Here is a 6,090-nt window from a genome sequence, read left to right as displayed (position 1 = left end):
CGATCTCCGTTGAAAAATAAAAAGAAGGCACATTAGATCACATATTTAATCCGTTTGGTATCATAAGACTAGGTATGCCGGTTCGGGAGCAAACTGCTTAAATACGTTAACCTCTTGGGACAATTGCGCCTCCAGCAATGATTTGATCAACAACGCCATAATTCACAAAAAATAAGTTGGAAATAGAAGTGCTATTTTAATAATATCAATAATTTATAGCATCGCATTACTTTGAGGATAAAGGTTTCTGTTAATTTTTTTTGAGTTTGATGAGGATATTCATTAAAAAATTTATAATAATCTTGAGCGAAACGGCCTTGATTAACAATTCCATAAGTTGTGGTTATTTCACGTATTGAACTGACGCTATTTGACTTAAGTGCGTTAAATATCAAGTTAAGTCGTCGCTTAATAATATATTGTTTAGGCGTCATATTCATTACTACCTTAAAGCTATACTCTAAAGTACGGATACAACAAAAACTTACTTTTGCTAATTCAGGAATGGTGATATTCAATACACTATTTTTATGTATGAAATTGAGCGCGCGACTTACAATTGCTAGCTGTCTTGATTGAAAATCACCATTGGATTTAGAAATGGTAAAATCTAATTTTAGAAGCTTACATAATAAATCTAAAAGTGTTTCCTGAGCATCTATTGCTGCTTGATAATTTAATAAATTACCATAGTTAAGCAATTTTTCTATTAATACGCATATACTTTTTAGATGGCAGCTGAAATTAGGAAAAATTTTTTTTTCATAATTTGGGTTTATGATATGGTTTTTTAATCTCTCTATATTTTCATTGCCGTAATATCTAGCAAATTCAGCGGAAAGCATAACAATCACATAATATTTGGGATAATTAATCGGGATACGGAATAACATCTCTTGGTGTTTTGAAAAAACTATCGGCTGATTGATAAGAGTATTTTGTCCATTAACGCTTAACCCACTATTACAAGTCGGTAAAACAATATATAAATAATCATGTTTTACCGCCGTCTGCCAATGCATAGCCGTGCTAAAAAATCGATCCCCTATTGTTACTTTCGGTAATTCTAATTCCCTAAGTTGACACATAAAACGCCCAGGAGTGACTTGTAATACCCTCATATCTAACTTTGAGAGCCCTTGCCGGTACTCCTCAATACTCGAATATTTTACATCTAACACAACACTACACACTTAAGGCCATTGATTTTATGGGCATAAGTATGTTGATTGGCATACGCTATGTCAATCCAGCGGCCTGTACGTTTTGCGCACAATAACAACACAAAAATTGTGGGTATTATTGGTTATTCATATGTTGATTTTGTTTATATTCTGCACTCCATATGACTCATTGGTTAACCACTTAACACCTAAAAAGCCTATCTAAAATACGCATAAATCAATTTCAACTTGTATTCGTCTATATTTACTACAGAGTAGATGGGTATACTAATTTCTTTATTATCAATGAATTAACACTAAAAAATAATAATAATTTGGTTGCTCTCTTTAGTCATTATGGAAGTTAATTGGGTTGTATAACTTTATTAATGTGGATTTTTACTACAAGTAGCTCGATTTTTTTGAGCACTATTATGTTTATTAAATGGAATGTAAATGAGTACAGAAAAGTTATTTCCCACATCTGAAAGCTTACTATCAACAACAGGTCTAGACAGCCATATAAAATATGCAAACAGTAGCTTTTGCGATATTTCAGGTTTTACCTTAGATGAGATGGTGGGTAAGCCACACAATATGGTTCGCCATGCCGATATGCCAAAAGCAGCATTTGCCGATTTGTGGTCCTTCATTCAAAGAGGGAAATCATGGATGGGGCCAGTAAAAAATGAATGTAAAAATGGCGATTATTATTGGGTGAATGCATTCGTCACTCCTATTAAAAACGCCTTAGGTCAGGTGTATGAGTACCAATCCGTAAGAACAGTATTAGACAGAGATGTCATTGAAAGAGCAAATAAAATCTACCCTCAACTGTGTCGAGACAAAACCCCACGCGTCCTAAAATTTCGTACCGATAAAACCCTATGGACACTCAGTCTACTAGCAATATTGACGCTACTTTCGGCTGCTAGTTTATTTTTAGCTAATGTTATTTTGTTAATTTTACTACCCATTTTTTTACTTTCATTGTTTGCAACTGTTATTCACTTTTTTTGGCGTAAACAATATAAAGAGGTGGTTGCTGAAGCCAATGGTGTTTTTGATAATAGATTAATGAGTTATTTGTACTCAGGTAATAGTGATGACATTGGTACTATTTCTCTTGCCCTGAAAATGCGTAAGGCTGAACTGAACGCTGTGGTTGGTAGAGTCAGTGATGATTCAAAAACCATCACCGAAAAAGCAAAAGATTCTTCACTACGGGGGAATAAAGTAGCAACCATTTTAAGCGCTCAAAAAAATAAAACCGAACAAGTCGCCGCTGCAATTTACCAAATGGCGGCAACAGTACAAGAAATAACTCAAGTGGTAACAGGAGCTTCTGAGGCCTCTCAGCAAGGTTTAAACATGGCCAAAGACGGTCAGGCTGTGGTTGCGGAAACCGTTAATTCTATCCAAGGATTATCAACACAACTAACAGAGGTTGATACTGCAATCACCCGCCTAATTGAAGGCACAAAGTCGATAGACAAAGCGCTGAGTGAAATAAGTGGCATTGCCGATCAAACTAACTTATTGGCGTTAAATGCAGCGATAGAAGCGGCGAGAGCGGGTGATAAAGGACGAGGCTTTGCTGTTGTTGCTGGTGAAGTTCGGGAGTTAGCCATGCGCTCACAACAATCAACAGATGAAATAAGTTTGATGCTTGGCCAGCTTAGAAGCGAATCAGATGGCGCAATACTCTCCATGGGTAAAGGCACTCAATTGTCGCACAATTGTGTACAGCTATCAGAAAAAACAGGGTTAGCTTTGACTGAAATAACAAAAGAGGTTTCTTCCATAGCGGATGTTACTCTGCAAATAGCCAGCGCTGTTGAAGAGCAGTCAGCTATGGCTGAACAAGTTAATCAAAATATTTTGGCAATTAGAAATATGTCGTCTGAAAGTGAAACTCATGGACTTGAAGCCGCTAGTTTAAGTGAAAGTTTATTAGATAATTTAGCCCAGCAGCAAAGCTTAGTCATGCAATTTAAAAGCTAAGTTTGCATTCCATGTTAAGTTAAAAATAAAGGTGAATAGGTTAATCAACTTAGCACTATGTTAATCAATGGGTAGTTAAAAATACGTCACTTAGGGAGCAAAAAGGATGTTGAGAGAGAGTGTAACGCGTTACTTGTTAAATTTAATGATAGAACGAGGATCGAACCGCGCTTCCTGCATTGAAATTAGTAATATAGTAAACTGGAGTATGCAGCGTTGTTGAGTATTAAAAACTTACCTGACAGTGAAAGTATGTATAGAAGTTTATTCCAAAACTCTTCTGAGCCAATACTGCTAATTAAAAACAAAAAGTATATTGCCTGCAATAAAGTGACCTTAAAAATACTGGGCTTACACAATGCTAAAAATATTGCCTCTATCAGCCCTTCTGATATTTCTCCCCCGACTCAACCCTGTGGGATGACATCTGCGAATAAAGCAGACGAAATGATTACAATAGCCCACCAAAAGGGCGAGCATAGATTTGAATGGCTACACCAAAATTCGGCAAATGAATTTTTCAAGGTCGAAGTATCATTAACCGTTATAAATTATAACAATGAAGTGCTTCTACATGTGGTTTGGCGTGATATTTCAGTACAGACGGCAAAAGAACAAAGATTAAAGATAGCGGAGTTGGTTTTTGAAAAAACTACGGATGCTGTCATGGTGACAGACAATAACAATATTATTATTGATGTGAACCCTGCTTTTACTAATATTACCGGATACGCAAAAAAAGAAGCGATTGGCAATTTTGCCGGCTTTATGAAGTCAGGCTCTCATGATAATAGTTTTTACCAAAAAATGTGGACGTCAATTAACCAAGAAGGCGCCTGGAAAGGGCAAATCTGGGATAAACAAAAGTCTGGGGTGACTTATCCAAAAACCCTTGAGATTAATACCGTTAAAAACGGCTCAGATCAAATTGAAAACTTTGTAGCGTTATTTTCTGACTCTAGCGAACGCCAAAAATATGAAAAAAGAATAGAAAAACAAGCCAACTTTGATTCGTTAAGTGGTTTTCCTAACCGTAGTTTACTGCTCCGACTCCTTGAACAAAGGATCCAAACGGCAAACGTTAACGACCGCATATTTTCCCTAGCGTTTATTGATATTGATAGTTTTAAAATTATCAATGATTCCAAAGGACATGCCTTTGGTGACCAAGTAATAACCAAAGTGATGCAATGTATTAATAGTTGCATTGAAGAGGGAGACTTATTAGGCCGCATGAGTGGTGATGAGTTTCTTATTATCTTCAAAATAGAGCAAGAATTAGCGGCTGTAGAAAAAAAAATCCAGCAAATTATTACCCTGTCGCAAGTCGCTATAAAAATAGACTCAAATGACTTTTCCGTGACCTTAAGTGCGGGTATTAGTTGCTTTCCGCAAGACGGGGCTGATGTCAGTACATTAATAGCCAACGCCGATATAGCTATGTACCATACAAAACAAAATGGGGGTAAAAATCACACTGTTTATAATTATCATCTAGGTAGGAAATTTCAGGACAATAATGAGTTGGAGGAGGAATTGATTCGAGCAATTAATGATCAAAGTATCAGCCCTTATTTTCAACCTAAGTTAGATTTATCTTCAGGAAAACTGATAGGGTGTGAATCACTTGCTCGTTGGCAACGCACTAATAGTGAGTATGTTGGCCCCGACCTTTTTATTGAAATTGCGGAAAAAAAACATCGAATTATTGAGCTGTCAAAAAGCTTATTTTTGGAAACATTTAGATCTATATCGGACATGGGATTGCCAAAAGACTTTGTCACCTCAGTTAATGTTTCCGTTATGGTGTTACTCGATGATAACTTTCAAAAAAATTTTATCGATTACATCATGCAATCTGGCCTAGCACTAAATCAAATAGAAATTGAAATCACAGAAAGTTGTCTAATAGTGGATTTCGAAAAAGTAAAAAGTACATTGTCTAGCCTAAGACGTAAGGGGATCCGGATCGCCATTGATGACTTTGGAACTGGTTTCGCCTCATTAAATTATTTAACACAGCTTGATGTGGATACTATTAAAATTGATAAATCGTTTATTGGGCAATTAGATAACCAAGCGAAATCAAACAGAGTCATAGTTGAATCAATCATAAGTATGTCGCACAAACTCGGTTATAAAGTCGTGGCTGAAGGCGTAGAGACGTGTAACCAGTTAAAAATATTAAAAGCATTAAACTGTGATTTTATTCAAGGCTATCTGATTTCTAAACCCCTTAATAATTTCTATTTTAAAAGCTTTATGAATGAGTTTGATTTTACTAGATATTATCAATCATGATGAGGCTGTAACGAATTTTGTGTAACTGCTTATCATAAATTACTCTATTGAGAGTTAAGGATAGGCAGATGCAAATGAACAGAAAAGAACTTGAAGCTTTCGCTAAAGAAGCGGCCAAAGGCATTAAAACCCCAGAAGATTTAAATGATTTCAGTCGAATGCTGAAAAAAATAACCGTTGAGGCTGCATTAAACGCTGAAATGGTTGAGCATTTAGGTTACGAGAAACATGCTAAGTCAGTAGTCAAAAATAGTCGTAACGGCATGACTTCTAAGCGTATAAAAACGGAAGATGGTGAGTTCGACCTCGACACACCTCGCGACCGTGATGGCTCCTTTGAGCCTAAGTTAATCAAAAAAAATCAGTCCCGATTTACATCCATGGATGAGAAGATCCTTTGGTTATATGCCCAAGGCATGAGCACAAGGGAAATAGTACAAGCCTTTGATGAATGGTACGGGGCAGACATCTCACCAACGCTTATATCCAGAGTGACGAACGCGGTTATCGACAAAGTAGTGGAATGGCAATCACGGCCGCTAGACCCCATTTATCCGATTATTTATCTCGATTGCCTTGTGGTAAAAATTCGCCAAGATAAACGTGTGATCAATAATACCAA

General features: G+C 36.5%; 4 protein-coding genes. 3 read left to right on the top strand and 1 reads right to left on the bottom strand.

Annotation, left to right across the window (positions count from 1 at the left end; genetic code table 11):
• Positions 1–191: 191 nt before the first annotated feature.
• On the bottom strand, positions 192–1,181 hold the full coding sequence (locus GPLA_RS21810) for a helix-turn-helix domain-containing protein (RefSeq protein WP_153810607.1): 990 nt from the start codon (positions 1,179–1,181) through the stop codon (positions 192–194).
• 438 nt (positions 1,182–1,619) lie between these two features.
• On the opposite strand from GPLA_RS21810, the gene GPLA_RS21805 reads away from it, so the two are divergent.
• The 3 genes from GPLA_RS21805 to GPLA_RS21795 form a co-directional block, all read left to right on the top strand.
• Positions 1,620–3,167: a methyl-accepting chemotaxis protein gene (locus tag GPLA_RS21805; protein ID WP_007107196.1), complete on the top strand. Its 1,548-nt coding sequence runs from the start codon at positions 1,620–1,622 to the stop codon at positions 3,165–3,167.
• Positions 3,168–3,386: 219 nt separating this feature from the next.
• Positions 3,387–5,468 (top strand): sensor domain-containing protein, encoded by a 2,082-nt coding sequence (locus GPLA_RS21800; RefSeq protein WP_226993173.1) that lies wholly within the window; start codon positions 3,387–3,389, stop codon positions 5,466–5,468.
• Positions 5,469–5,542: 74 nt separating this feature from the next.
• Positions 5,543–6,090: transposase (locus GPLA_RS21795; protein WP_226993174.1), on the top strand; the 548-nt coding region annotated here is incomplete at its 3' end.

The sequence above is a fragment of the Paraglaciecola polaris LMG 21857 genome, from assembly GCF_000315055.1.
GTDB classification, from domain to species: Bacteria; Pseudomonadota; Gammaproteobacteria; order Enterobacterales; family Alteromonadaceae; genus Paraglaciecola; species Paraglaciecola polaris.
This window is presented reverse-complemented; position numbering and strand designations above follow the sequence as displayed.

Bases quoted from the DNA above. Each gene is read 5' to 3' on its own strand.
- GPLA_RS21805 (WP_007107196.1), top strand. From the start codon at position 1,620: ATGAGTACAGAAAAGTTATTTCCCACATCTGAAAGCTTACTATCAACA.